General features: G+C 45.9%; 19 protein-coding genes and 1 riboswitch. Of the genes, 2 read left to right on the forward strand and 17 right to left on the reverse strand.

The features are described from left to right. Nucleotides 1-10: 10 nt before the first annotated feature. The 11 genes from EKN16_RS16240 to EKN16_RS16290 all read right to left on the reverse strand — a co-directional run bounded on the left by EKN16_RS16240 (nt 11) and on the right by EKN16_RS16290 (nt 14,537). Complete coding sequence (locus tag EKN16_RS16240; protein WP_125659238.1) at nt 11-3,148, reverse strand: beta-galactosidase; 3,138 nt, start codon at nt 3,146-3,148, stop codon at nt 11-13. Then, nucleotides 3,145-4,464, reverse strand: a complete 1,320-nt coding sequence (locus EKN16_RS16245) for a glycoside hydrolase family 125 protein (protein ID WP_125659241.1) — start codon at nt 4,462-4,464, stop codon at nt 3,145-3,147. The genes EKN16_RS16240 and EKN16_RS16245 overlap by 4 nt, the downstream gene beginning before the upstream one ends. A gap of 20 nt (nt 4,465-4,484) precedes the next feature. After that, nucleotides 4,485-5,402, reverse strand: coding sequence for a carbohydrate ABC transporter permease (locus EKN16_RS16250; protein ID WP_125659244.1), 918 nt, complete (start codon nt 5,400-5,402; stop codon nt 4,485-4,487). 29 nt (nt 5,403-5,431) lie between these two features. Continuing rightward, on the reverse strand, nt 5,432-6,370 hold the full coding sequence (locus tag EKN16_RS16255; RefSeq protein WP_125659248.1) for an ABC transporter permease: 939 nt from the start codon (nt 6,368-6,370) through the stop codon (nt 5,432-5,434). Nucleotides 6,371-6,450: 80 nt separating this feature from the next. Continuing rightward, entirely contained in the window at nt 6,451-7,929 is a 1,479-nt protein-coding gene (locus tag EKN16_RS16260) for an ABC transporter substrate-binding protein (RefSeq protein WP_125659251.1), read from the reverse strand. A gap of 145 nt (nt 7,930-8,074) precedes the next feature. Further along, nucleotides 8,075-9,598 (reverse strand): response regulator transcription factor, encoded by a 1,524-nt coding sequence (locus tag EKN16_RS16265; RefSeq protein WP_125666343.1) that lies wholly within the window; start codon nt 9,596-9,598, stop codon nt 8,075-8,077. Continuing rightward, nucleotides 9,591-11,414: a sensor histidine kinase gene (locus tag EKN16_RS16270; protein WP_125659254.1), complete on the reverse strand. Its 1,824-nt coding sequence runs from the start codon at nt 11,412-11,414 to the stop codon at nt 9,591-9,593. The genes EKN16_RS16265 and EKN16_RS16270 overlap by 8 nt, the downstream gene beginning before the upstream one ends. 248 nt (nt 11,415-11,662) lie before the next feature. Beyond that, the gene (locus tag EKN16_RS16275) at nt 11,663-12,943 is read right to left on the reverse strand and encodes an MFS transporter (protein WP_125659256.1); all 1,281 of its coding nucleotides are present in this window, start codon (nt 12,941-12,943) and stop codon (nt 11,663-11,665) included. A 47-nt stretch (nt 12,944-12,990) separates the two neighbouring features. After that, nucleotides 12,991-13,410: a GIY-YIG nuclease family protein gene (locus tag EKN16_RS16280; protein WP_125659259.1), complete on the reverse strand. Its 420-nt coding sequence runs from the start codon at nt 13,408-13,410 to the stop codon at nt 12,991-12,993. A gap of 30 nt (nt 13,411-13,440) precedes the next feature. Then, nucleotides 13,441-14,205: a DUF2087 domain-containing protein gene (locus EKN16_RS16285; protein ID WP_125659262.1), complete on the reverse strand. Its 765-nt coding sequence runs from the start codon at nt 14,203-14,205 to the stop codon at nt 13,441-13,443. A 152-nt stretch (nt 14,206-14,357) separates the two neighbouring features. Then, nucleotides 14,358-14,537 (reverse strand): hypothetical protein, encoded by a 180-nt coding sequence (locus EKN16_RS16290; RefSeq protein ID WP_125659265.1) that lies wholly within the window; start codon nt 14,535-14,537, stop codon nt 14,358-14,360. A 329-nt stretch (nt 14,538-14,866) separates the two neighbouring features. On the opposite strand from EKN16_RS16290, the gene aroC reads away from it, so the two are divergent. Further along, nucleotides 14,867-15,922 (forward strand): chorismate synthase, encoded by a 1,056-nt coding sequence (gene aroC, locus EKN16_RS16295; protein ID WP_125659269.1) that lies wholly within the window; start codon nt 14,867-14,869, stop codon nt 15,920-15,922. A 925-nt stretch (nt 15,923-16,847) separates the two neighbouring features. Then, nucleotides 16,848-17,750, forward strand: coding sequence for a copper amine oxidase N-terminal domain-containing protein (locus EKN16_RS16300; RefSeq protein ID WP_125659272.1), 903 nt, complete (start codon nt 16,848-16,850; stop codon nt 17,748-17,750). 74 nt (nt 17,751-17,824) lie between these two features. On the opposite strand, the gene EKN16_RS16305 is transcribed toward EKN16_RS16300, so the two are convergent. From EKN16_RS16305 to EKN16_RS32270, 6 genes are all read right to left on the reverse strand, one after another. Beyond that, nucleotides 17,825-20,149: a universal stress protein gene (locus tag EKN16_RS16305; RefSeq protein ID WP_232016467.1), complete on the reverse strand. Its 2,325-nt coding sequence runs from the start codon at nt 20,147-20,149 to the stop codon at nt 17,825-17,827. Nucleotides 20,150-20,243: 94 nt separating this feature from the next. Next, the gene (gene kdpC / locus EKN16_RS16310) at nt 20,244-20,858 is read right to left on the reverse strand and encodes a potassium-transporting ATPase subunit KdpC (RefSeq protein ID WP_125659278.1); all 615 of its coding nucleotides are present in this window, start codon (nt 20,856-20,858) and stop codon (nt 20,244-20,246) included. A 412-nt stretch (nt 20,859-21,270) separates the two neighbouring features. Beyond that, nucleotides 21,271-23,301, reverse strand: coding sequence for a potassium-transporting ATPase subunit KdpB (gene kdpB / locus EKN16_RS16315; protein WP_125666345.1), 2,031 nt, complete (start codon nt 23,299-23,301; stop codon nt 21,271-21,273). 8 nt (nt 23,302-23,309) lie between these two features. Next, on the reverse strand, nt 23,310-24,989 hold the full coding sequence (kdpA, locus tag EKN16_RS16320) for a potassium-transporting ATPase subunit KdpA (RefSeq protein ID WP_125659281.1): 1,680 nt from the start codon (nt 24,987-24,989) through the stop codon (nt 23,310-23,312). A gap of 23 nt (nt 24,990-25,012) precedes the next feature. Next, a complete protein-coding gene (gene kdpF, locus EKN16_RS33750; RefSeq protein WP_125666347.1) occupies nt 25,013-25,090 on the reverse strand; it encodes a K(+)-transporting ATPase subunit F in 78 nt (25 codons plus the stop codon). Then, nucleotides 25,087-25,224: a hypothetical protein gene (locus tag EKN16_RS32270; RefSeq protein WP_164522819.1), complete on the reverse strand. Its 138-nt coding sequence runs from the start codon at nt 25,222-25,224 to the stop codon at nt 25,087-25,089. Before EKN16_RS32270 ends, kdpF begins: the two co-directional genes overlap by 4 nt. Nucleotides 25,225-25,350: 126 nt before the next feature. Beyond that, nucleotides 25,351-25,529, reverse strand: a riboswitch (cyclic di-AMP (ydaO/yuaA leader). Nucleotides 25,530-26,096: the final 567 nt, after the last annotated feature.

Raw genomic sequence — 26,096 nt, forward strand, 5'->3', positions numbered from 1 at the left:
CTGTTTCCTCCTAATTATCGCTGACTTCAATATGAACTTCATGCGGACGGTAGATCGATAATAATTGCCCTCTCGCATCTGCTGCAAATAGGACTGACCGCTCTTTCTCAAGAACGAAGGCATAGCTTTTCTTTGTATGCTTATCCATGACTTCTATATTCACATTCCAAGCAAATTCCGATACGAAAATATATAAAAAGCCCTCTTTATATCGCAGCTTGCGACCATAAACACCCGCTGTATCTCCGCCTTGAATCCATTCCAGACCACTATCACAGCCTGCAGCCTCTATTGCATAACGATAAAGCTCCGCCACGGATTCCGAGCGTTCATTCAATTCTATCGGAATCGGACTCCAAATCAGTCTTCCTTGGCCGACTGGAATATCGATAACAGAATCGCCAATCATGCTCGAGTTCCTGTCTAATCCCTGGCTTCCAGCACGCACTTCTTTACTAACCTCAGCAATTCTTCGGTGGCCAAAGGAAACCGGAATCGCCTTGCCCTGCAAATCCAATATTTCTTCGCGGCGTACATTGTGAAGCTTCGCTTCCCCGAGCACATCTGTCAGTCGATCTGTCTCTCTCCAATAGGCATCAATGCCAATCGGACCAGTTGCAAGCAGCGTTGCACCTGTCTGACTCACAATATGGATTAATTTCGCCCAAGCCGCATCATCGATATTATGAGCACTCGGGAGCAGAATCAGCTTCGCTGGATTCGCTTCAAGTTCATCCAAGTGATATTCAGATGCTCCGCGGAATGGCATGTTCAATTCATAGGCTAACACCCGTGTCAGACGTGTCGTTGCTTCAAACGCCAATTTGCGATTGGAGAAATCGTTGGAATACGGGAAAATCGCTGCGATATCCTCCAATTCACGTCCTTGGAATAGATCTCTAATTTCGCCCATAAACTGACCGAAATCATAGGAGACATCTGCTTCAGGCTTCTCTGTACCGTCCGCACGTAACGCTCCAATATGCGATTCATTCGCATTGTCCATGTAGAAGTTTGTATTCCAAATCCAATGAATCGCACCTGCTCCACCCGTCGAGAAAGCATAAGCGTACTTGCGTTCAAGCAAGCTGCGTAACTCCTGCTCCGAGCGCTTCGCTCGACCATCCGGCGTCTCCACATACATAATACCGGTCTCTTGAATCACGTTTGGTTTGTTCGCCGTCTTGGCGAAGATACCATCCCACACCAAATAATCATTGAACCACCAGGAATGGACCGTCGTATAATCGACCGCTTCTTCATAGAAGAACGGAGATGGACGCTGCGCGCCTAACGCTTCATCTTGTCCGACCGTTACGAGATGGTCTGGTACTAGTTCCTTAATCGTATCGTAAAGCTGTTTCGCCCAGCGGTTGTGCATCTCCATCGAGAATAAGCAGTAGTCCAGCCAACGTGTGCCTTTCTTCCCCCGATGCATATCCTGTACATCAAAGTTAATTTCTTCTGCGGCTGGAACAGCGGCAGCAGCAAAACTCGGAAGCTGCTCCGGCGTCATGTTCCATCGCTCCTGCAGTAGGGAAATATCGCCATGACGCTCTTCCAACCATTCTACAAAAGCTTCCTGCTCGAATCGATCCTTGCAGGATCGTGGCCCATTCGAGAAGATCAGTGCCGGATCGAACATCGAAGGCTCGTTGATCAAATCCCAATCGACATTCGTCGTTGCCTGGTGACGTGACACGATGGAGCGAATAAACCGCTTTTGCGCTTCAACGCTTTGCGGATCCAGATAAGGATTGACCCCTTCCCAAGTCTCCGGCGTGAACGAGAAGAAGGTAAAAGTAACCTGCAGGTCATATTTCTTCGCCGCCAAGAAAAAGGCATCGATAGCACGCAGCACTTCTTCAGATGCGTGACCATCAACTTGCATCACATTACGATAGGCCGTCCATATTCCTGTACGAATCCAGTTGATGCCAGCCTTCGCCATTTGTGCCATATCGCGATCCCAGACGTCCGCATTCGGTAGGAATAGGAATTTGCGTGCGACATCTGATGTCATATAGGTCATACCGACGATCGGCAATGGACGACCGTCCTTAATAAAGTAATCACGATCGCATGTGATCAGACTTCCCGAAGCAAGCGCTGCCGGATCAGCTCCCCAGAAGCCCTGACGAAGCACTCGGATCTCACCATCCTCAGCTGTAGCCGTGCAAGTTACGCGATAGAGACCGCTCTGGATTTCGAGTGGTACAGGAATACGCATATAATCAATTTCATTCGTCACTTCGGACGTAAATGAATGCTCCCATTGCTGCTCTCCAGCTTCACGTTCTACCGTAATCTTGAAGCTCCAGCGATCCTTGTGCTGATCAGCTGCAGCCGGTTGTTGAATACGTTGTGTCTGCAAAGTAAGTATGGCCCGTTCTCCTGCTTCATAGGAAGCATAATTCGGTTTAATCCAAAGCTCCGTTACATCTTTGGCGCAGAAGGCCGCCCATGAAGCTAATGCATTAGCTCCGCCTTGCTCCAAGAATCTTGCATGCAGCGGCAAGTTAACGAACAGCCAGCGTGAACCGGCAAAATCACCACGGGAATTCTCCCACAGTACGATCGGAGCCGCAATCTCGCGTCCCTGCGCATTCAGACCTTTTAACAGTGGGTAGATTTGGGTACTCATTGTACCTGCCGCTCCCATTTGATGAGGCAAATCCGAGTTCCGTGTCGTATGCGGTACGAGATTCCAAGTCGATTGAATGTCAAATAACGACTCCTGACCGACAAGGAGCGCAAAACGATCCCATGCTGAAAGTGTCGTTACAGATGCCGCGTCAACCTGCAGCACTTCATGAATATAAAGCTCCTGATGATAAGCCGTTTGCTGCACTTCCACCTGCCAGCCATCCGCATCTAGTCGTACTGGATACTTGAACGGCGCACCCCCGATACTTACCAGACCGCCGCCTCTTTTCAGAAAAGCAAGGATCTCTGGCCAAGCGGACTTGGGGAAATACGGTGCATGCAGGTTAATGAAGCAGCCGCCTTCTGCAGAGCGAAGTGCATCCGAAAGCCCCTTCCCATCAACTACAGAGCCGATTGGGCCCAGAGACTGGGCCGCATTACCTCCAAATGTAGAGAGACTAGGAAACGCCGGATCATAGAATACAATCACCTTGCGACTCATAGAATCCCTTCCTTCATCGACTTATAGACGAGTTGGGAGAACAAGCTATTCGACCATGCGAACCACTTTCTTGTAAATACGTTCGGATCATCTGCTAGGAAGCCTTCATGCATATAGCCTGTATCAGCATCCGTTGCTTCAAGCATCGCAAGCATCGCTAGCTTCTCTGCCTTCGTCGATGCCGTAATCCCCTGCATCGACAAAGCCATATGCCAGATATAACCGTCTGGTGTATGCGGGCTGCCGATTCCCTTCGCCATCTTTCCTTCAAAGTAGAACGGATTCTCTTTGGATAAGGCAAAGCGTCTTGAATTCTGATAGATTGGATCATCCGCAGATACGTAACCCAAATAAGGAATAGACATTATGCCTGGTGTTCCAGCATCATCCATCAAGCAGTAGTTGCCGAAGCCATCTGTCTCATAAGCATAGATCGGACCGAATGTCGGATGACGATAGATGCCATACAATTGAATGCCATGATCAATATCAGCTTCCAGCGCTTTGAGCTCCTTCAAGAAATCCGTATCACGGAATACCCACTCCGCGAACTCCTGCATATGGCGAAGCACCACAACCGCGAACATATTCGCTGGGATGTTGTAATGAAAGTCGCATGCATCATCACTAGAGCGGAAGCCAGACCAGACCATGCCGGTGTAATTTACAGGCATCCCGAGACCATTGTTACGCAAGGAATCCTCCGGGATACCATTGTCGCGCGTAAAGCGGTATGGAGATTGCTCAAAATGATGTTGTTCAGTCTTGAACAAATCATAAATAATACGCATGGCAGATTTAAATCCAGCATCAAAAATATCCGTGAGTCCGGTTTCCTTCCAATAGGCATAAGCCAAACGCATGGAGAAGCAGAGGGAATCCAGCTCGAACTTCCGCTCCCATACCCATGGCGACATTTTCGTAATATCGGCCTTGTTCCAGTGCCAGTCATTTGCCGATTCATTGAACGCATTGGCATAAGGATCAATATGGATATATTGAATATGACGCTTAATTAAGCCGCTTAGGATGCGCTGCAAATCAGCATCATCCTTCGCGAGCGGCATGTAGTGCATCACCTGCTCAGCCGAATCGCGGAGCCAAGAGGCTGGAATATCTCCTGTAATAACGAACGTCGTCCCGTCTTCCATTACTTTGGTGGTGGTCTCTAGCGTGTTCGGAAAACAGTTCTTGAATAATTGCAGCAGCTTAGGACGATGAGCAAGCTTTTCTTCCGCTTCCTGCATGACTTCTTGCACCGCCCGAGGCAGCATGAGCTCCGGCATCGGAATTTTTGGCAGTCTAAATTGTTCCACGATTATGATCTTCCCTTCAATTATTCTTTTACCGCACCAATCGTCAGCCCTTGAATGAAATAACGTTGGAAGAACGGATAAGCAAATATAATCGGTCCTGTCGCTAGTACAACCATAGCCATCCGAGAAGTATCCGCTGGTAAAGATTGTAGCACACCTGTACCAAAGGAAGGATTATTTGTATTTTGCAAAAGGAACTGCATGCTGTTCTCAATGCGCATAAGCATCGATTGCAAAGGCACCAGATCCGGCTTGTCGATGTAAAGTAAAGCATTAAACCAGTCGTTCCAGTAACCAAGGGTACTAAACAATCCGATCGTCGCGAGACCTGGAAGGGATAAAGGCAGAATAAGTCTGATGAAAATACCAAACTCACCTGCACCGTCAATTTTCCCGGATTCGATGATAGCTTCAGGAACTGAGGTCACAAAAAAGGTCCGCATAATCATAATATAGAACGCATTCCCGGCAAGTGGTAAAATGAGCGCCCATAACGTATCTTTCATACCAAGTAATTGCGTAACAACGATGTAGGTCGGAACAAGTCCGCCATTGAATAGCATGGTGAAGAAGGCAAAGAAGCCGAAGAAATTACGGTATTTGAAGCTTCTACGCGAGATAGCATAGGAGAATAATGCCGTTAGCAGCAAACTAACAAGCGTTCCCACAATCGTGATTGTGATGGTAATCCCATAAGAGCGAAACAATTGATCTCCTGATTGGAACACATATCGGTACGCTTCTAAGCTCCATTTCTGCGGAATAATCCAATAACCATTCGCTGCAAGCGATGTTTCATCCGTGAATGAGATAATGGTAATGAACAAGAATGGGAATACACAAGCAAAGGCAAAGATACCAGCAATAATGTTAAATATTACATTCCACAGCGTAGGCAGTCTATGGAAATCATTGGTTTTAATCGATTTAGCACGCATAGCCATTTCCTCCTTTCTATGAAAGTGAATTAGAACAACGCATTATCTTTATCAAATTTCCTGACAATATAATTCGAGACCATAACAAGAATGAAGCCGATGACGGATTGATATAAACCTGCCGCCGCAGTCATACCAAAATCACCCGTTGCTTTAAGACCGCGATATACATAAGTATCAATTACGTTCGTCACTGGATATAAGGCGCCCGAATCTCTTGGCACTTGGAAGAACAGCCCAAAGTCGGCATAGAAAATACGCCCTATGGCAAGCAAGGTTAGAATCGTAATGAGTGGTTTGAGCATCGGGATTGTAACATTCCGAATTTGCTGCCACTTATTCGCGCCATCAATCATAGCTGCCTCATAGAGCGATCGATCAATCCCCATAATAGCTGCCAAATAAACCACGCTGTTATAACCGACCGATTTCCATAGGAACACGAGTACGATGATAATCGGCCAATAGGTCTTATCGGTATACCACTGCGTGGGATCTACCCCAAACCAACCGCCGATATGATTGATCATCCCTCGGTCATAGCTTAAGAAGCTGAACACGAAATATCCGACAATAACCCAGGATAAGAAATAAGGCAAGAACATACCGGTTTGATACACCTTCGCAAGCCTTTTATTCGCAATTTCTGCAAGAATAATGGCCATAACGATTGCGAGCACAAGACCGACAATAATGAAAAATATATTGTAGAGCAGCGTATTACGCGTAATGATGTACGCATCTTCCGTGCTGAATAGATACTTAAAGTTTTGCCATCCGACCCACTTGCTGTTCACAATACTCGCCAAGAATCCATCACGGCTAAATCGATAATCCTTAAAGGCAATAACCATACCCGCCATCGGTAAATAGGAGAACAACAGAAACCATATGGTCGCCGGCAAAGCCATCAGCAGAAGAACTTTGTTCCTGTTGATATCTTTAAAAAATCCGCCGATCCCTTTCATACAATCACCCCTCATTCAAAATTGAAATAAATTAGGCGAATGATAAACATCCGCCTAATTCGATCAGAGCCAATTACTTATTATTTCGAAGCTGCTTTCCATGCATCGACTTGACTTTGCGCTTCCGCAATAATCTTATCCAGACCTGCTGCTTTAAATTTTTTCGTTGCTTGTGGAATGAATTTAACAGGATCAACGGTTCCAGTCATTAACGATGCCCAGAACTCTTCTTTAACGTTCTGTACGGCTGCGATTTCCGTTTTCACTTTGGTAGGATCAAAGTTAAATCCAAGCAGCGGCGCTTTTTCGCTTGATGCGTTGAATTTCTTGAATTCTTCCCATTTGTTCTCAGGGTCATTCTTATCTCTGTACGTCAACATGACATTACCCAGTGAGAAAGTTGGCATATCGTAGTTCTTCGATTCTGGCAAATTCTCCATAGCATCCGTGCCGACTTTTTTGTAATGTACGCCTTCAATACCGGAATCAACCATGTTACGAAGCACAGGATCGGTATTCAGCAGGTTCAAGAATTCCATTGCTTTTTCTGGGTATTCCGAATTTGCTGAGATCGCTTGCATAGAACCCATAACGGACCAGTTGTAAATCAGAGCTGGGCTTGCTGCTTTGGATACAATCGGGTAGCCTAAGCTTGCAGACCATAGGTTATCCGCAAACGGTTGGTTCGTTGCTTTATCTGTGAACCATTTGCCTGTTGCTTGTACATCCGTTAAGGAATTCAGTGTTGCTGCTTCCGTAGGAATGTAACCTGCTTTGTAGTATTTATTCATTGTTTTTAACGTTTGCTGCATTTCTGGTGTATCTAGAATGTCCACGACTTTAAGGCCCGAATCGCCCACTTTCACAGCCATCGGCATACCTTCAATGATGTAATCATAAGGAACATAAGGACCAAAAGTTTTATCAACGGCAAGTCCGTAAATGCTAGGATCCTTTTCTTTAATCGTTTTAAGAAGCGGCTCTAAGCTTTCCAATGAGCTCACGTTATCAATATTCAGCTTGTATTTATCCACTAAAGTTTTGTTAAAACGCCATACAACTTGAGCTGGAAGCTCTTTGTTCGCAGGCACACCATAGTTGTGACCATCGACTTTGGAGCCTTCCAAGAACGCAGGATCCAGTTCTTTCACGATTCCTTGTCCTTGTTTTTTCAGCAAATCGTCGATCGGCAAGAAAGCGCCTTTACGTGCATTTTGCACATAATCGAATGCCCATGAGCTGGTGAACATGATGTCCATCGGTGTACCTGAAGCTGTCATAACCTGCATTTTCTGCGAATAATCGCCCCAGTCAATCTGATTCATTTTGACGGTAACGCCGATTTTTTCTGCTGTATATTTGCTAACCTCTGCCATAACACGGTCAACATCTTTTTGCGGCGTTCCGATCGTGTACCAGATCAGCTCCACCGGTTTCTTAGCGCTTCCATTTCCTGAAGCCTCACTGTTGTCCTTTTTGCCCCCGCATGCACTTAATGTAAGTGATACTGCCAGCAACAAAGCGAGCGTGATCAAATAACTCTTTTTACCCTTCATCATTTCTCTTTCCTCCTAGTTAAAAATCATTATGTTTGGCCCTTGTGGGCATACATTTACACTACCTCATGAAAGCAGTTTCAAATAGGCGACAAACTAAATGAACTCTGTTCAAACTAAAGAAAAAAAAGGACTGCTCTATTATGTCCTAGAGCAATCCTTTATAGTCGGTCGGTGAAATACCTACATATTTCTTGAATTGTTTGTAGAAATATCCTGTCTCCCAATAGCCCACATTTCTCGCGATTTCATGCACCTTCAGATTCGTGGTCGTGAGCAATTCCTTTGCTTTATCGATGCGGTACTTATTGATGAATTCGGTGAATGTCTGACCCGTCTCCTTGTGAAACAACTGACCTAGATACACAGGGTGGATATTGTATTGTATCCCTAACATTTTGAGTGAGAGCTCTTCCGCGTAAGCTTTGTCGATTCGATTCAATACTTGCTGCACGACAGGGCTCTTCACATCCGAGATTAAGAAATCTACCGTCATATCTGCAACATCTTGGATCGTTTCACTCAATTCATCAATCGTCTCTGCCGCTCGGACACGCTGGAAGGCTTCATAGAACAGCTCTGGATCATCGTCGGTGTGCCGAATTGCCTTTAATTCCACCTTGAAGCGGACGATCATTTCTAACGCGACATTCTGAATATCATGCGGCATCACACCGGATAAGGTTTGAATACGACTGAAATCGCTCTTTATTTGCTGATGCAGACTGTCTTTGTCTTTTGAAATCAAGGTTTTGACATAGACCGCCCAATCGAGCGTGAAATCCACCTGGTCTAACTCTTGACGAATCGGAAGCTCCCCATAATCCATCAGCTCAAGCTCTGGATAAATCCAGAAGTAATCCTGTGTTTTCTTCGCATTCCTATAGCTGGCTGCTGCCTGATCTGGAAGACACTCCACACTGCCAATTGAAATTCGAAGCGGACGGTAATTCACCAGTTTCTCTTGAATATCCTTCATCACTTGTAGAAAGACCTCTCGCCCCTTCGATACATCATCCATGACCGCAAGCACGATCAAATCACCATCGATATCACGAAATAAGGTCAGAGAGCGATTATTCTTCAGCTGTTTGCCGATCAACTCGAATACTTCGGCGTGATCCTTCTCCAGCCTTAACACGGCTGCTGCCATATAAGGATGATTGAATTCAATATGAAGCAAATCTGCACGCTCTACAAATTCTGATTCCCCGATTTGATGAGTCAACCAACGATGCAGCGTATTATCCTTCAAGATCTGCGTGTTGAACTCGGCAATCATTTGTCCTTCTTTGAAGGAATCCAGCTTATCTACCACATTAATCAGCGTTGATCGGAGTTCCTCTACATTGATTGGTTTTAATAAATAATTCTCAATGCCTAGGCGCATGCCCTCTTTCAAGTAGGAGAACTCGTTAAACCCACTAAGCACGATGACCTTCAGCTCTTCATGAAATTCTCTCACCAAGTGAATGAGCTCAAGACCATCCATCACCGGCATCGAAATATCCGTAATGAGAATATCAACCAGCGTTTGCTTCATCGCCTCTAACGCCTTCCGTCCATTCTCTGCATGACCGACAATTTCCAGACCCAGCCCTGCCCAATCGATAATGTCATAAAGACCTTCAATAATAAAGGGTTCATCATCTACAATAAAAACTCTATACATCATAACTCTCCTTATCCTCGATGCTTGGCAGCCAAATATTTACACTCGTCCCTACTCCAGGATTGCTCTCTATTTGGATACCATATTCACTGCCATACAGTAATTTAATTCGCTCATTCACGCTGCGAAGACCAAATGATTCTCCCTCAGGAGCATCTGGCGAGAGCATCTGTTTGATTGTTCCTAGTCGATCTTCTGCAATCCCATTCCCGTTATCTATAATTTGAACACGAATTCCTTTATCGAATCGCATCGCCTTAATGGTAATTTGGTTATCCGTTCGTTCGCTTCGCAGACCATGTACGATATAATTCTCGATAATCGGTTGGAGTGACATTCGAAGAAACCTCTTCCTCCCAAGCTCCGAGTCACATTCGATGACATAGGAGAACTTGTCTTTATAACGAATACGGAACAGCTCCAGATATAATCGGCACGCCTCAAGCTCATCTTTGAGCAGATAGATTGTTTTCTGCTGCACGAAGCTGCGGAATAAGGCCGACAAGCTGTATATCATTTCGCTGACATCCTGTGCGCCGTGCGATATGGCCCGCATCCGAATCACTTCCAGTGTATTGTATAGGAAATGCGGATTAATACGGGCCTGTAAAGCAGTCAGCTCGCTCTCCTTCTGCTTGATGTCCGCCTTATAGACCTGATCAATATATTGATTCAACTCATCCAGCATCTCATTAAAACTATGTGAGATTTGACCCAGCTCATCCTCTTTCGGATTGTGAATTCTTGCGCTCAGATCTCCCTTCTTCACCTTGTGGGTGAAGCGAATAATTTCATTCGTCCTCTTAGCGAAGCGAATAACAAATAGGGAAGGAATCACTATAGCTACAAAGATACAAATGGCGCTGATCGTTAGAATAGTATTGCGCAGACCACGGTAGGATTGTGCCATTTCCTCTGCAGAAATCATACCAAGAACGACAACGCCTCCCTTGCTCTGCGTCAGCTTCGTTACATATGTATTTTGCACCAGCTCACTGCTCTCATAGAAAGAGTCGATTTTATCCATATTGGGATAAACCTTCCCATACATTCGGCCTAAGGAGTCGAATAAAACGCCTCCCTCGTTAGTCAATACAAGAATTCTACCCTTCAATTCATCCTTGTCATCCGCGAGTGCCTTCCATATACTGTCTGAATTATAATAGACCACTAATTGGCCGATATTTGTATACGACTGTCTGTCATTGATCTGCATACGAACCGAATAGAGATGTGTATCCCATTGCTGGATCACCTTTCTAATCCATCCGTTTGGCAGTGTAATACTGCCTCCTTCAAGCGCCATGGCGTCCGGAATATATGTATGCACGGAATCTGTATTATAAAACTTTAGCAGCTTATTATGGTTATACGCGTATAACGATTGCTGGTCAGCGCTATAAAGAATCAAATTACTGATATCCGTATCATCTTCCAACTTATTCTTAAAATATTGCAAAACTTCCGACCCTACACGGCTCGTATTTGGATCATACATTTCAAGGTTATGCTGAACATATTCGGGATACGAATGCGTTAGGAAATAAGTCATTCCTGCAGACAAGGATGAATCCCGGTATAGACCTTCTATCATCGCATTCACGGAATCATGCTTGGATGTAATATTATTGTTGATGCTCTCCATAGCTTTCTTCTGATTATCGAGCTCACGATTAATGACCGTTGCTGACATGGAGCGAAACATCAAATACGAGAACGCAATGATGGTCACGATCGTAATGACGGAGAACAGAAGAATTATTTTTATAAACAAGTTATTGCGAAAATATTTGCGGTATATGCTGCCTACTCTCATGCTGTACACCCCTCAATTACGTCAGTCAGTCAACAATTATAACACGTCTCAAACACAAACCCTAAAACGATACGACAAGAAGAAACGGCTAACGCCTTCCTTGGCGGCGAAGCAAGATTCTTCCCTCTGAAATATAAGCAAAGAATAGAGGAAACTTTTACTTTCTTATATTTTGACAAAAAAAACGAGTGACCCTGGCACTTAGCCTTGGATCACTCGTTATTGATGGGATGGGTGAAATGATAAAATTAATGCATACTAATGGTAGATGGTGTCTGCGCTTCTCCGCTTTCTCCTCGCTCGGCTGGTTTGTGGCTAAAGATCGGTATGAGTACAAGCATACCTACAAACATGGATAAGCCAGCTATCGAGTAGATCGTTACCAATGGCAGAACAGTCTTCAGCGGACCCGCGACTGCCATCATGATAACCATCATACCGACGAACATCGGGCCGAGCACACCGTTAACGCGACCAATATAAGCGTTATCCGACCATTGCAGCATTAAGGTGCTGATGGAAACCTGCACGACAGGGAAGAACAAACCGTTAATGAATTGGAGAATTAAGGTCAGTGTTACACTTGTGGAGAAGCCAATTCCAACCGTACACATTGCACCGGTGAGCATGCCCAAAGCAAGCAGCCTCTGCGGTAATACCCGCTTCGAAAGCGTCATAACGGAAGCTCCTCCAATAAGCATGGCAACCCCATTGATCATAAGAATGAACTGCAGGAATTCCTTTGGCTGATGAAGTCGTTCTGTTACGACGAAAAGCCCCAAGGTCTGGGCAATGCCGATGGAAAGACCTGCTAATGCAAAGGTTCCACATAGTGTGCGAAGAACCTTACTACGCCAAACATAACGAAGTCCTTCTCCCATCTCCCGCCAAATATGCGGCTTGAGCCCACTGGTTGGTGTAACGCGAATATCCGCCGGAATTCGATAAAGCACAAGTGCGGATAAAAGGAATGCAACGCCCATCACTCCAATGGAGGTATGAATACCAAAATTCTGATACACAATAACGCCTAAGGAAGGACCAGCAACCATAAACACAGCCATTAACGTTTGAAAAATAGCCATAGCGCTCTGTATTTGCTCTGGTGCAATATGCTGCTTGAACAGTCTCATCGCGGAGGGCTGCGAGAATTGGGACAGAATAGCGGAGATAAAAGTAGCAAAATAAACAGCTTCCCAGGTCTCGAACATAATGGTCAATAAAACAGCAAAGACCGACAAGGCGGACAAAAAGTCACACCAAATCATTGTTTTCTTCGGAAGCCAGCGATCAGCGAGCGTCCCGCCGAGAAAGGAAAACACGAAGATCGGAGCAAATTCGGCTACGGAAATAAGGGAGACCGATATTGGATCGTTACCGGTCTTATCCGTTACATACAATAGAATGGCAAAGTTACGGACCCAAATCCCAACCTGTAATAGAACATTAGAAAGAAGGATGGTTTGAAAAAATCGATTGCGGAACAGCTGTCCATTTACGGATTTAACAGCTGTTGTGCTGCTAGACATTCATAATCTCTCCCTTAATATAGAATAAAGCGACAGTTTTAATTGCCCTAGTCCTGCTTCGGTGGGCGGTTGTAGCCATCTGGTTCATAGGGTTTTAACTCCTCCAACCATTTCTTCTCCAGCTTACGCAGCTGATCCCTATAAGATTGAACAGCAAAACGATTTAGAACTGTTGAACCCTCCTGCACAATATCCTTATAATCATTGCGAACTTCATCCCCGAGCTTAAGCTTCTCTAATACCTGAAATTCAAATTGTGCTCCCGCCTGTTCTTTATATTCCTTCTGGAGCGAGCTATTCATATGGCTCCCCATATCCAGAATAAACTTCTCCCGCTGCCAAGCAGAATCCAGTGTTGGGGAAGCAGCGATATATCGTTTACCATTCTTCTCATTCACAATTTGAAAAACACCCATCGAGCGCTGCTTCATTCCATATTCATTTTGTAGCTCTTTACGTCTGTTCATCTTAGATCCTCCTGAAAGTTCTGAAATCTATTATACAGTCAACCAGTATATGCTGCCATCACTTTCACGACTTAGAAAGCCGTAATCGATCAAATAGCGTCTCAATGTGACATATTCCTCATCCATGAAACGCTTAAGAATATCATCAACTTCAGCCTCTTTATATTTGCGCCCTTTCCTGAAGCTCGTTGCAATATGCCGTAGAAGTGCAGCCTTCCGCTTCTCCTTGCGCGGCAAGCCAGTAAGCGGACCACTTAAGCCTTGCGGCAAATACTTCAATAATAAAGCGTTATATTCATCATGGGTCAGCGCATACCTTTCATCAACCTGCGGCGCATTCCGATTAATCGGCACAAACTTCGCACCCGCCGGGAGACCAGTATCCATTAGCTCCAAAATCGCCAAAAATAGCTTCGCCTGCTTTGCTTTCTCCTTGAGAGCGAAACGATGATTGCGAATGGTTGAGGCACTCCCAGCTCCTGTTAGCTTAACCGTATCCGCATCACTCTTGCCCGAAGCAAATGCTTCAATGAGCTGCTTCTGCAAATCGGTTAAGCCAGTCGCTTTCTTATCGAGCTGAAGCAAATAATCCAGCATGGAGCCGTGGGCACTGCTTATATGATGCTTCACATACTTATGGGCTTCTAGAAAACGTTTCTCGACAGGGTATACGACCCCTTCCTCTACCTGCTCGCCACAAATTAAACAATAGTAGCTTTCCGTAGCTTCATCGTAAACAAACCCCTGTTTGAGTTCAGTCAGTGATGCGCTATAAAACTGTTCAGACACTTCCATATCAAACAACTCCAATTTCCGTTTATTAATTATATAGATATAATATCATTTTGTTTGGTTTCTAACAACAAAAGATTAAATCACAAGTATTTCAGAAGAACAATTCGATTCAAGATAAAAGTTAAAAATAAAGAATGACGATGATCCAACCTTTAAGCGGTTTGCTTAAAGACTCGATCATCGTCATTCTTCGGTAGCATAAATTTTCGTTTATTCGGCTTAACCTTCATAACCGGCTTCACACCATTCCAATTCCCTCTTAGTAATCTTGGGTCCATACTTCCTCGCTGCAGTTTCTTCTCCATCCTCTTACGTGCCAAGCTTTTGGCCATTCTGATCACTCCTAAAAGTTTTGTGTAGTTATGCATCCTGAGTAGACTTCGCAGCAAAACTGACTTCGGAAGCATACACTTAAGTTTTGTGTAGTTATGCATCCTGAGTAGACTTCGCAGCAAAACTGACTTCGGAAGCATACACTTAAGTTTTGTGAAGAATGCACTTCCTCTATAGCATACGTCACATTGACCCTTTGGTTCAAGTCTATCTTGGTATTGATTCATTCTATCGCAGAGTCCCTTTATTCTGATTTCATTTATCTCATTTGCGGGGTGATAATAAGGATAGATAATGAATCGAATCATAAATAAGGATGTGATCAACAATGGCAGGAAACTCATTCGGTGATGCTTTTAGAATAACGACCTTTGGGGAATCTCATGGCGAGGCAGTCGGTGTCATTATTGATGGAGTGACACCAGGAGTTGAACTGGATGAACCCTATATCCAAATTCAGATGGATCGAAGAAAGCCTGGGCAATCCTCTGTCACTTCGCCGCGCAAAGAATATGACCGAATACGTATTCTCTCTGGTGTCTATGAAGGGAAGACAACGGGCACGCCGCTGTCCATTCTTTTGCATAATACAGATATGCGGCCTGAAGCCTATTCCGATATTCAGCATTCCTTTCGACCAGGCCATGCAGACTATACGTATCTTATGAAGTATGGAATACGTGATCATCGCGGCAGCGGACGCGCATCTGGACGTGAAACGGCTGGTCGGGTTGCAGCCGGTGCAGTTGCTCGCAAGCTGCTTGAGAATAGAGGTATCAGCATTATCGCTTATACAAAGGCCATTGGCGGTATCGAGTGCAAGACTTTCGTTGAAGGTGAGATCGAGCGCAATGCAGTGAGAGCTTGCGATCCAGAAGCCGCACTTCAAATGATTGAACGAATTGAATCACTTGCAAATGCTGGCAACAGCTGCGGCGGGATCGTTGAATGTCGAATTCGAGGCGTCATGCCAGGACTCGGTGAGCCGGTATTCGATAAACTGGATGCCGATCTTGCCAAAAGCATGTTATCCATTGGAGCGATAAAAGGCATCGAATTCGGAGCTGGATTCGCGGCAGCCGACATGCTTGGCAGTGAACATAATGATGAGATGAATGCAGATGGATTTCTCAGCAATCATTCCGGCGGTATTATAGGTGGAATTAGTACAGGGAATGAGATTATTTTCAGAGTTGTCGTTAAACCTACTTCCTCTATCTCAATTCCACAGCACACGGTAAATGAAAATGGAAAAGAACAGCTCATCGTAACTGAAGGAAGACATGATCCCTGCATCTGCCCAAGAATCGTTCCTGTCATTGAAGCCATGGCCTGTTTGGTTCTCGAAGATCACTATAAACGTCAAGGAGCTATGCTTTATTAGAGAGAGGGATGTCCATATTTGAGTACCAGAGGAGCTCTCAACGGCTCCTCTTTTCTTATTGAAGAAGCCAGAAGCATAGTAAATGTTAACGGTACTATTAAAACTTGGTACTTTCTCTTAAACAAGAACTAATATAGTTTTGAATTATAAATAAGGCTCAACACACTAAAATAAGTGCTTGATAAATTCGAATCATTGTGAGTAGCAGACCACTACGCTGACGGATCATTCTTACGATCGCTGTTGTCTCCCTATTTCTTGATTCTATCCCTTAGGAGTAGAAATCCGGAGACAAAGGCGAACGCTATCACTTCTTCAGAACGATTCCGTCCGCTTCGCTTTTGTTTCGTAATGGCAAACACTGATTATGATTTAGAGCCTTTAATTATATATAAAAGGAACTATTTTACTCACAAAGGAGAAGGTAACCTTGTTACTAAGAAATAATAGACTTTTAAAAATGTTGTACTACTTATTTTCGATTGTGATTGGCGCAGGGTGTTTTGAGTCCTTTATGATAATTGCTTTTAGCTGGGATAATAGCTTCATGAGCACCAAGAACCGACCATTAGCTGTTTCTCTGATCATAATTACATTGCTTATTGTTATTTTATATCTTGTATTAGGCCGCTTCTTCTTTAAGAGTAAACAAATTTTTTGGACTTCCTTTGTCCTTATCTTTTTATCATTCTTGCTCACAGGACCAACCTTCATGATAATTGCAGCTATCTATAATGGCTATTGAGCACAACAACGAAAAAAAGAGCGGCTGCTGAAGCGTTCAACCGACACACGAGCAAACAGTATGCTGCTAATCGAGCTGCAAGTGCTAAAAGAAAAGCTTTGTTCATGAAACTTAATCTCAAATAGAACCGTCTGTGATTCTGTAATCATTTACCAATACACAACTTAAGGAGGAGCAGCAGTGAGAAAATATATTCAGTCTATTACAGCAGCCTCCCTATTACTGGGCGTTCTTTCGGCGGTACCGACAACGAGTTATGCAGCAGAGCCGTCAGCAGCATCCAGCGTCTATATTGATGGGCAACAGCAGGAGAATGTGTTGACGCTGAACGGACGAACTCTCGTGCAATTGACCGCCTTTAATGATCCTGCATGGGTCGATTATAACTATGAAGCGAAAACCAAGACAGTTAATATTACAAATAAGACCAACAAAGCTAGCATCCGGCTTACTGGCGGGTCGATGGAAGCAGATATCAACGGGACGAAGGTAAAGCTTGATGCGCCCGTAACATTTAAGGATGGTCGTACGTATGTGCCGCTTCGTTTTCTGTCGGAAAACCTTGGAGGGAACGTTGCGTATGACGCGGTCGGCAAGAAGGTAGTGGTGAGGACACCTTCTGGGCAAAAGCGATTCAAGACACTAATGAGCGGGAACTTAACGGAAGCTCGTATGATCGCCATTCGTCTTCCTAACTTATACGGGAAGGATGCGCTACAGCCGCTAAGTGAAGGATTTACAATCCAGTACACGTTCCCTAAAGGGGAGACTCTTCGCTATTTTAAAGAATATAAAGGGCTAATTGACTATGTTGAAATTAATGCGGAGGGACTCGCTGAGGTGAAATGGCAGAAAGATTTATCGGGATTGACACTTGGGCCTCGCGAAAAGGGAACGAAGCCAGCGTCGTTTAGCGAAGCGGTCTTTTTTGTGGATGCTGTAATGGCGGATCTCACCATCTATGGTACGATCGACAGCACGGGCAAGGAGACGGAACTCGGGCGGCTAGACCGCATGGAGGATATGAACAAAGGTAAGTTTATCGTTGCCATCGATGGTGAAATGAGAACCGACTCGAAGTAACCGGTAAATTACATACCGTTTCAAGTCGGCAAGTTCTTGAGTGAAATAGAAGCGCGGCAGCAGCATGTTAATAATTAATCTTCTCTAACGACTAACATATCCATATGTCTGCCTTCACGGAGCAGCTTCTTCACGATATTATCGCTGAAATACCATAACAAGCGGCGAGCGCCCTGGGCAGGACAGCCGGATTGGCCGATAATAAGCTGCGTCGCTTGCAGCGATTCTGCAAGAGCGAGCAGCTTATCGGCAATGCTGCTGTCTGCGTCTCTTTGAATTAGATCGAATTGTCCACCGAAGCGTTCCGTCATTTTGCGAATATTGTCCATTTTGCTATCGGATTGATTATCTCGCCCTTGATGATTAGCAACATGCACAACATGCCATGCTGCCTTGAGCCTGTGCGCGATACGAAAACCATGCCGAACAAGACGGAGTGCCTTCTCACTATCAGATACACAGACAAGAATCATTTCCTTCCTCTGCAGCTGACCGCGAAGCGCGCTTTTGCGATCCCAGGCCTCCAGCCTTTCATCCACGTCATCAGCAATTTCACGAAGTGCGAGCTCACGCAGGGCGATCAGATTGCCCAGCTTGAAGAAAGCGCCGAGTGCCTGCTCCACCTTTTCTTTGCTGTAAATTCGTCCCTGCTGCAGACGCTGCTGAAGCATCTGAGGGGTGACATCAATTAATTCAACCTCATCAGCCAGCTGCAGAAGCCAGTCCGGCACCGTTTCACGTACACGAACACCAGTCAGCTGCTCCACTCGGTCATTCAAGCTCTCCAAATGCTGCACATTCACGGTTGTCATGACGGATATACCTGCTTGAAGGATTCGCTGCACATCCTCATATCGCTTCTTATTTACACTGCCGGGAATATTGGTATGAGCCAGCTCATCAACCAGTACAACCTCTGGATTTCGCGCGATAATCGCATCTGTATCCATCTCCTGAAGACTTGTTCCCCGATATTCCGTCTTCAGACGAGGAATAATGGTGAGCTCTCCAACTTGTTCAGCTGTTTCCTGTCGACCGTGTGTCTCAAGTAAGCCTATCACTGCATCCACACCCTTACGCAGCAGCTCATTGCCTTCACGCAGCATGGTGTAAGTCTTGCCAACTCCTGGAGCGGCGCCAATATAGACACGTAGCCTGCCTCGCTTAATCGCTTCAATTCGTTTCTCAACTTCATCCGCACTCAATCGACGGAACTGCTCTTCCTCTTTAAAGCTTATCCGCTTGGCCGGCATAATCCGCTCACCTTCATGCTCGGCGCGATCAGCAATGAAAAATAAATCCATTTGCGTCTTTCGGCTGAGCAGGCCCATAGCGATAGAGCCGTGGAACCATTCCTGCCACTTGCTCTGCTTGGAGTGACCAAGCACAATGCGGGTAACCCCCTTATGATGAGCAAATTCAACAAGCTCATCTGGGAGTGAGCGTTTCATGCGGATAGGGAGCTCATGGTGCTCGGCACCGATTTTGTCAGCCAGCTTTAAAATCGCTCTTCGAAATGAAGACTGTTCTTTGGTTAGCTCTGCGCCTTTCTTCATAAAGGTGACGGATAACAAATCCCCATTCAGCCTTCTAGCTATTTGTTGACCGCGCCGCAAATGAATCGAGCCGTTCCAATGATATTGAGTAAGTATAAGAATTCGCTCTGTTGCTCCAGATGGCCCAATCAGTCCGAGCCGTTCTCTATGCTTCTCGAGTGTATCATTGACATCCTCGGCTACAAGCCGGAGCGTTAGCTCCCTAAGAACACCTAAGTTGCCACGTTTGAACAAGGCTTGATCCGAGCCGCTTCGGCTGCCAATAATACCTTCTTCCATTCGCTGCAGCATCGTTTCGGGAGATACGTCAACAAGCTGAACCTCATCGGCTAGCTCAAGCGTATCAGCTGGTACAGTTTCACTCGCGATGATTCCAGTTAGCTTATAAGCACGGTCACGAACATCAGCCAGTTCATATACGTTAACGGTTGTCATCACACTTATCCCATGATTAAGCAGAAATTTAATGTCATCCAGCCGCGTCGGAAACTTAGCTTCCGGTCTATTTCTATGCGCCAATCCGTCCACAAGGATAAGCTCTGGATTACGCTCCAGTAGTGCCTCCAGGTTCAAATCCTTTTGCTGGATGCCATCCTTCTCCCAATGAATGCTCGGCACCCGCTCAAGATCAGCGAGCTGCTTCACCGTTTCCGGCCTCTGCAAGGTCGAAACTGCGCAGATGACAACGTCAATGCCCTGCTCCCGAAAGCTTTGCCCTTCCCGAAGCATTCGGTAAGTCTTGCCCGTACCGGTCATAGCGCCAATCCAGATTTTAAACCTTCCGCGATGGAGCCGCGAGATTGAGAGCAGCAGCTCCTCGGGTGTTTTTCGCTTGAATTGCAACTGAATCCAACTCCCCCATTGCCAGATCTTGCTTTGCACAAAGCATTGAACCTTGTTGCATGCAAGCAGCAAGGTTCTCCTTCTTGTAACTATTTTATTGACGAAGCGCCTGAAGCGCGATATTAAGCTTGAGAACATTTATGCGCGGATCGCCGAATACCCCTAAACTACGGCCTTGCGTATGCGTATCGACCAGTTTAGTCAGCGTGTCTGCCGAAATGCCTGTCAGCTTGCTGATACGTGGAATTTGCACAATTGCAGACTGTGGTGTTATATCCGGGTCAAGACCCGAGCCCGAGTTTGTCAGAAGTGCAATAGGTACCTGATCAATTGGAACATCCGGATTATTCTTCTTCCACTCTTCCATTGAAGCCTTTACTCGCTCTAGTAAAGCTGGGTTCGACGGTCCGTAGTTATTGGTTCCTGATGCCTCTGCTTTGTACTCGATACTGGATATACGTCCTTGGAAGAAGGATTGATCCGTGAAGGACTGGCCGATAAGCTCGGAACCGACCACATTCCCTTTGGCATCCTTAATCAAGCTGCCATCAGCCTGAAACGGGAAAAGCAGCTGCGCTGCCCCCGTACTAACAAGCGGATAAATAACTCCGCAGAGCAAAATAAATACGATACTAGCTCGAATCGCAACTGTCACGATCGGAACCCGCAGGTTAGCTTCACCACTGCTGTTTGAGATTGTATGCTGCATAATCTGACCCTCCTAAAAGTTTTTGCGTGGCTTTGCCTGATAAGCCGAAGAATGTGGCTTGATCAAGTAAAAACTACTTCGAAAGCATAGGCCAAGTTTTTGCGTGGCCTTGCCTGATAGCCGGGATATCCGGCACCTTCAAGTAAAAACTACTTCGAAAGCATAAGCCAAGTTTTTGCGCGGCTTTGCCTGATAAGCCGAGGAATGAGGCTTGATCAAGTAAAAACGGCTCAAAATCATAATCACTAATTGCCATCATGGATAACCTAGCGAAGCGGACGGAATCGTTCTGAAGAAGCGGCAGCGTTCGCCTTTGTCTCCGGATTTCTACCCTTAAGGGATAGAATCAAGAAATAGGGAGACAACAGCGATCGTAAGAATGATCCGTCCGCGCAGCGGGTTTTTCCCACCTCTACACCCATAAATGCACAAGCATATCAATCAACTTAATACCCGCAAACGGTGCGAGGACTCCACCAAGACCGTAGATGAGCAGGTTGCGGCTAAGCAGCTTCATAGAGCTCATCGGCTTATAGGCAACGCCCTTCATCGCAAGAGGGATAAGCAGCGGTATGATGATAGCATTGAAAATAAGTGCCGAGAGAATCGCTGACATCGGCGAGCCAAGCCGCATCACATTCAGTGCGCTCATAGCTGGAATGGCTACCATGAACATAGCGGGTATGATTGCAAAATATTTGGCTACGTCATTAGCAATACTAAAGGTTGTTAATGCACCGCGGGTCATGAGCAGCTGCTTACCAATTGCTACAACCTCTATAATCTTGGATGGATCGGAATCTAGATCGATCATGTTTGCCGCTTCTTTCGCAGCATTCGTGCCGCTGTTCATTGCAAGACCCACATCTGCTTGCGCAAGAGCCGGCGCATCATTCGTACCGTCCCCGGTCATCGCAACGAGCTTGCCCTCCGCCTGTTCGCGGCGGATGACGGCGATTTTATCCTCCGGCTTACTCTCCGCGATGAAATCATCAACGCCCGCTTCTCTAGCAATCGTCGCAGCAGTTAATGGATTATCACCCGTACACATGACCGTGCGAATCCCCATACTCCGAAGCTGCTCGAAGCGTTCTTTCATACCCGGCTTCACCGTATCCTTCAGATAGATGAGCCCAAATATTCGGGAATCTACAGCTACCGCAAGGGGCGTACCGCCTGCAGAAGCAATTCGGTTCGTCTCCTGCATCAAGCTTTCCGGGATCTCTCCCCCTTGTGCCAGTACCCACTGCCGTACCGCATCGACAGAGCCTTTTCTTACATGACGGCCATCCGTCAAATCAATTCCACTCATTCGAGTCTCCGCTTTAAACTCAATAAAGCTTCCACCTTCTGTAAGAGCATTGTCGTAAGATAGTCCTTGAAGCTTCATCAGCTCCAGCACCGATCTTCCTTCTGGCGTTTCATCCTTCACAGAGCTGATCGCGGCCCATGCCGCAAGCTCCTGTACATCTGCCTGACCGACTGGAGCAAATTCGCTCGCCATGCGGTTCCCGAAGGTGATCGTTCCTGTTTTATCCAGAATCATTGTGTTGATATCACCAGCGGCTTCAACTGCTTTTCCCGACATGGCGAGAACGTTAAACTGCGTAACCCGGTCCATACCGGCAATACCAATCGCAGAGAGCAAGCCTCCGATTGTCGTAGGAATGAGACATACCAGCAATGCAATTAACACTGGAATTTCGATATGAACACCAACATAATCCGCAATGGGTGCCAGCGTCACAACAACAAGCAGGAAGATAATCGTCAGGCTGGTAAGAAGCGTATTTAGCGCGATTTCGTTCGGCGTTTTCTGACGCTTCGCCCCTTCGACGAGTGAGATCATCCGGTCGATAAAGGATTCTCCTGGATCACTAGTAATCCTTACAACAATGCGATCACTGACTACCTTCGTACCACCCGTAACGGAGCAGAAGTCACCGCCCGCTTCTTTGATCACTGGAGCAGACTCACCCGTAATCGCCGATTCATCGACTGAGGCAAGCCCTTCGATGACTTCTCCATCGCCGGGAATCATTTCACCCTGCTCAACGACAACCCGATCGCCCTTGCGAAGCTCCGCTGCCAATACGATCACGATTTTACTATCAACTAGCTTGTTGGCAGCTACTTCTCGCTTCGAGCTCTTCAAGGAATCGGCCTGTGCTTTTCCCCGTCCTTCCGCCAAGGCTTCTGCGAAGTTAGCGAATAGAAGCGTAAACAGAAGCGTGAAGAATACGGTGAGATTAAAGCCAAGCCGGCCCTCGGTTCCGAAGTAACCTGGGAACATCGTCAGGAGCAGAACAACGATTGTGCCGATTTCTACGACGAACATAACTGGATTTCTCATCATCACTTTGGGATTCAACTTGACGACACTATCGATAACCGCTTGCCCCACAATTTCACGTGTCAGCAGCTTTTTACGTTGTTGATTCATCATTACATTCACCTCAGCGTCAGAAATTCAGCAACAGGGCCTAGGGCAATAACCGGCAGGAACGTTAAAGCGCCAATTAATACGACGGTTCCAACAAGAATGGCTGTGAATAGCACATTATCGGTGCGGAACGTGCCTATGGTCTCTGGAACTGTCGATTTTCGTACAAGCGATCCAGCTACAGCAAGCATAGCAATCATGGAGATATAACGGCCAAAGAACATAACAAGACCGGTCGTAATATTCCAGAACGGCGTATTATCTCCTAATCCCTCAAACCCGGAGCCGTTATTGGCTGCCGATGAGGTGTACTCGTAGAGTACCTGAGAGATACCATGAAAGCCCGGATTGGAGATTGCGCCTTTACCTAGCTCTGTCAGGAATGCTAGCGCAGTCGGTGCTAAGATAATGAATGGATGCGCCAGAATCGCGATGGCGATAAGCTTCATCTCTCGAGGTTCGATTTTCCTACCAAGAAACTCTGGCGTTCTCCCGACCATCAAGCCGCATATAAACACACCAAGGATGGCATACATCAGCATATTGACAAGCCCCACACCTTTGCCGCCAAAAACAACATTCAGCATCATCTCACCCAAAGCGCTCATGCCGCCCAGAGGTGTGAGAGTGTCATGCATATTATTGACCGAACCGGTTGTCGCCGCTGTCGTGACGGTTGTGAATAGTGCTGATTGGGCGATTCCGAAACGCACCTCTTTGCCTTCCATACTTCCTTGCGAAGCATCGATACTCAGCGCATTCAAAGCTGGATTGCCTGCTTTTTCAGAAATATAAGTAACCGATAAGAAGATAAGGAAAAGGCTCATCATGGCGGCGAAAATCACCCAGCCCTGCTTCTTATTGCGAGCAAATCGGCCATACATGTACGGCAGCGAAGCTGGCAGCGCCCACATCGATAAGATCTCGATGACGTTCGTAAGCGGACTTGGATTCTCGAATGGATGAGCCGAATTGACTCCTAAGAAACCGCCCCCATTCGTTCCGATATGTTTAATCGATTCCAAAGCAGCAACAGGTCCGATGGCGATTTGCTGAACAGCACCCTGAAGCGTATGAACAGTTAAGGTAGGATCCAACGTCTGCGGTACCTGAAGCGCCACAAGTACAAGTGTGATAATGAAAGAAAACGGAAGGAAGATTCGAGTATTTGCTTTAACGAAATCCTCGAAGAAGTTCCCAATAGTCAGCCCTTTGCTCGTGATCCCCCTGACGAATGCCACGGCTACTGAGAATCCTGAAGCCGCAGAAGTGAACATCATCATGGTAATAACAACCATCTGTGTCAGATACGTCACGCCGCTCTCTCCGCTATAATGCTGAAGATTCGTATTGGTCATGAAGCTGATAATGGTATTGAAGCTAAGCGACGCCTCCATATTGCCATTTCCGACTGGATTCAGAGGCAGTATACTCTGTACCCGAAGCAGCAAATAGCCGAGAACTACAAGTACGGCATTCATTGCGAGTAAGCTCAGCGCATAGACCTTCCAGGTCATACCCTGACGTTTATGCAGACCAATCAGCTTATAGATAAGTCTCTCTGTTCCTCCGAACAGTCGGTCTGTCCGATTCGCTTCATTCGAGAATACATGATAGACGTAGGTACCAAGCGGCTTCACAAGCAGCGCGAGAATGGCAATAACAATAACAATTTGCAAAATATCCATGGACTAAACCTCCTGCTTGCAAGCTAGAACTTCTCGGGATTAATCAAAGCATAAATTAAATAAATGAAGAGGAGCAGCGCTACAATCAAAATGAAGGTCATGACGTTTCACTCCCCGTATTCTCAACTACTTTGTCGCAAAAGAATACAAAGCTTACGGCTACACCAAATCCACAGATTAATACAATAATCATCAGCGCATCCATCATTTCCATACACTCCCCCATCTCACTCATGAAAGGCTCTCTTCCTTCCTCACTCCAAAAAAGGGCAACAAAAAAGAAGCCTACGGGTATAAGGAACATACCCGTGGCTTCATGAATCCATAGCAAATCAAGCTATGGCAGCACGTCACGTGTTCTGTCGCCTCTCCCTATACGCTTACGAGGTTAGCTGTCGGATTCGGGCGTGAGAGTCGCCCTACGACTGGAAACATCCAGTTGATTCACCCCATGGCTGCTATGCAAACCGCGTTAACCGCGCCGCACGCTGCCTTTGGTTCCCCCGCTCCTTCGTGAGAAGGACTCAGCGATAAAGACAATTACAATTACAATAACAATTACAATTACAAAAATAATTACGAGCGCATGCATCGGATGCATGGATTACCTCTAGACTACCTTGGAAATATCAGCTGTATTCCTTTTCCGGAGGCCTCCGTTGTAAGAACACGATAACTGCTGAAATGAATACTACTCCTGTCTCCATTCGCTGTAAAGCGAGAACGAAGCTGAAAAACGAGTGCTTAAACCCTGAATATGACAAAAATAAACGCTTACAAAGGGCCGCAGCTTCATGCTACTCTCTCATTCGCGTGCATACGCCAATTCTCGAAAATAGTGTCTCCTATTTCACGTTCCGCACCACCGGAAGTGTCGTTCGGTATACGGATGTCTATATAGCGTCCGATGATCGAAATAAAAAGCTCTCTGGTTTCCCATCTCGAACCATATAACCGCTATCCGGGACCATAGTACTTCGTTTTATTGCTTTTTCTTTGATCTTGTTTGTGTTTGGCATTAAACACATTTACGCGGTAATTGATAAAAATAAATGGGCAAAAAAAAAATGGCCGTCGAGATTTCTCGACAGCCTGACGGCAATTTTA

The sequence above is a fragment of the Paenibacillus baekrokdamisoli genome (assembly GCF_003945345.1).
Taxonomy (GTDB): domain Bacteria; phylum Bacillota; class Bacilli; order Paenibacillales; family Paenibacillaceae; genus Paenibacillus_Z; species Paenibacillus_Z baekrokdamisoli.

What these genes read in the sequence shown, in the direction of transcription:
- EKN16_RS16240 (WP_125659238.1), bottom strand. Translation starts at nt 3,148, where the DNA reads ATGAGTCGCAAGGTGATTGTATTCTATGATCCGGCGTTTCCTAGTCTC.
- EKN16_RS16250 (WP_125659244.1), bottom strand. Translation starts at nt 5,402, where the DNA reads ATGCGTGCTAAATCGATTAAAACCAATGATTTCCATAGACTGCCTACG.
- EKN16_RS16255 (WP_125659248.1), bottom strand. Translation starts at nt 6,370, where the DNA reads ATGAAAGGGATCGGCGGATTTTTTAAAGATATCAACAGGAACAAAGTT.
- EKN16_RS16260 (WP_125659251.1), bottom strand. Translation starts at nt 7,929, where the DNA reads ATGATGAAGGGTAAAAAGAGTTATTTGATCACGCTCGCTTTGTTGCTG.
- EKN16_RS16265 (WP_125666343.1), bottom strand. Translation starts at nt 9,598, where the DNA reads ATGTATAGAGTTTTTATTGTAGATGATGAACCCTTTATTATTGAAGGT.
- EKN16_RS16270 (WP_125659254.1), bottom strand. Translation starts at nt 11,414, where the DNA reads ATGAGAGTAGGCAGCATATACCGCAAATATTTTCGCAATAACTTGTTT.
- EKN16_RS16275 (WP_125659256.1), bottom strand. Translation starts at nt 12,943, where the DNA reads ATGTCTAGCAGCACAACAGCTGTTAAATCCGTAAATGGACAGCTGTTC.
- EKN16_RS16280 (WP_125659259.1), bottom strand. Translation starts at nt 13,410, where the DNA reads ATGAACAGACGTAAAGAGCTACAAAATGAATATGGAATGAAGCAGCGC.
- EKN16_RS16285 (WP_125659262.1), bottom strand. Translation starts at nt 14,205, where the DNA reads ATGGAAGTGTCTGAACAGTTTTATAGCGCATCACTGACTGAACTCAAA.
- EKN16_RS16290 (WP_125659265.1), bottom strand. Translation starts at nt 14,537, where the DNA reads ATGGCCAAAAGCTTGGCACGTAAGAGGATGGAGAAGAAACTGCAGCGA.
- aroC (WP_125659269.1), top strand. Translation starts at nt 14,867, where the DNA reads ATGGCAGGAAACTCATTCGGTGATGCTTTTAGAATAACGACCTTTGGG.
- kdpC (WP_125659278.1), bottom strand. Translation starts at nt 20,858, where the DNA reads ATGCAGCATACAATCTCAAACAGCAGTGGTGAAGCTAACCTGCGGGTT.
- kdpB (WP_125666345.1), bottom strand. Translation starts at nt 23,301, where the DNA reads ATGAATCAACAACGTAAAAAGCTGCTGACACGTGAAATTGTGGGGCAA.
- kdpA (WP_125659281.1), bottom strand. Translation starts at nt 24,989, where the DNA reads ATGGATATTTTGCAAATTGTTATTGTTATTGCCATTCTCGCGCTGCTT.
- kdpF (WP_125666347.1), bottom strand. Translation starts at nt 25,090, where the DNA reads ATGACCTTCATTTTGATTGTAGCGCTGCTCCTCTTCATTTATTTAATT.
- EKN16_RS32270 (WP_164522819.1), bottom strand. Translation starts at nt 25,224, where the DNA reads ATGAGTGAGATGGGGGAGTGTATGGAAATGATGGATGCGCTGATGATT.